Annotated in this window: 1 protein-coding gene and 1 pseudogene; both read left to right on the top strand. The window is 45.6% G+C overall.

The features are described from left to right. Positions 1-224 (top strand): annotated as a pseudogene (locus R7Q47_RS25450) (calcium/sodium antiporter); the annotation flags it as partial. A gap of 36 nt (positions 225-260) precedes the next feature. Further along, positions 261-1,189, top strand: a 929-nt coding sequence (locus tag R7Q47_RS25445; RefSeq protein ID WP_318090138.1) for a KpsF/GutQ family sugar-phosphate isomerase, incomplete at its 3' end; no start/stop codon positions are given.

Raw genomic sequence — 1,189 nt, 5'->3', positions numbered from 1 at the left:
TTTTCAATATTTTGGCGGTAATGGGCCTCCCTGGCATCATTAACCCATCCACACTAAGTGAATACGCAATGGGACGTGACTTTTGGGTCATGCTTGGCGTGTCACTGTTGTTAGTAGCAATGTGTTTAGGTAAATCACGTAGCATCAACCGCCTCGAAGGGGCGATTCTGTTTACGTGTTTCTTGGGTTACCAAGTGTACCTATTTGCCAACATGGCCGCTTAATCCCACTAATAATTAGAGACAAATTGGAGCCCTGATATGTCCAATCCATTTGATTTTCGCGCTGCAGCTAAACAAGTTCTTGATATCGAAGTCGCGGCTCTGCAAGAGCTAGACAAATACTTTGATGAGCAGTTTGAACAAGCTTGCGAATTGATCCTTTCCAATAGCGGCAAAGTTGTCGTGATGGGTATGGGCAAATCAGGCCACATTGGCAACAAGATTGCAGCAACGCTTGCCAGCACAGGTACATCAGCGTTTTTCGTTCACCCGGGTGAAGCAGCGCATGGTGACTTGGGTATGATCAGCGCGGGTGACATTGTTATCGCTATTTCTAACTCTGGCGAGTCCCATGAAATCTTGTCTCTCTTCCCTGTTCTAAAGCGTTTAAACATTAAAATCATTAGCATGACGGGCAAGCCAGAATCCAACATGGCAAAACTGGCTGACTTGCACTTGCAAATCACTGTCCCTCAAGAAGCTTGTCCACTTGGTCTTGCACCAACCAGCAGTACCACAGCAACTTTAGTAATGGGCGATGCGCTAGCAGTTGCCCTACTTCAAGCGCGTGGATTCTCAGCAGAAGACTTCGCTCTCTCACATCCTGGTGGTGCTTTAGGAAGAAAATTGCTACTTAAGCTGTCTGATATTATGCACTTCGGAAATGCATTACCGAAAGTGTCTCCAGATGCGTTGATTCGCGATGCACTTTTGGAGATTTCAGAGAAAGGTTTGGGAATGACCGCAATCGTGGACGAACACGATGCTATGCTTGGTATATTCACCGATGGTGACTTACGCCGCACTTTGGATAAGCGCATTGATATTCATACCACGGCTATTGGTGAAGTCATGACGAAAAATCCAACCACGGCACATCCAGAAATGTTAGCAGTGGAAGGATTGAACTTAATGCAGAACAAAAACATCAACGCACTTATCCTATGCAAAGAAGATAAAATCGTTGG

It is taken from the genome of Vibrio sp. Vb0349 (assembly GCF_033338975.1).
The sequence above is the reverse complement of the archived record's forward strand: the minus strand, read 5'-3'. Positions and strand labels throughout refer to the sequence as shown.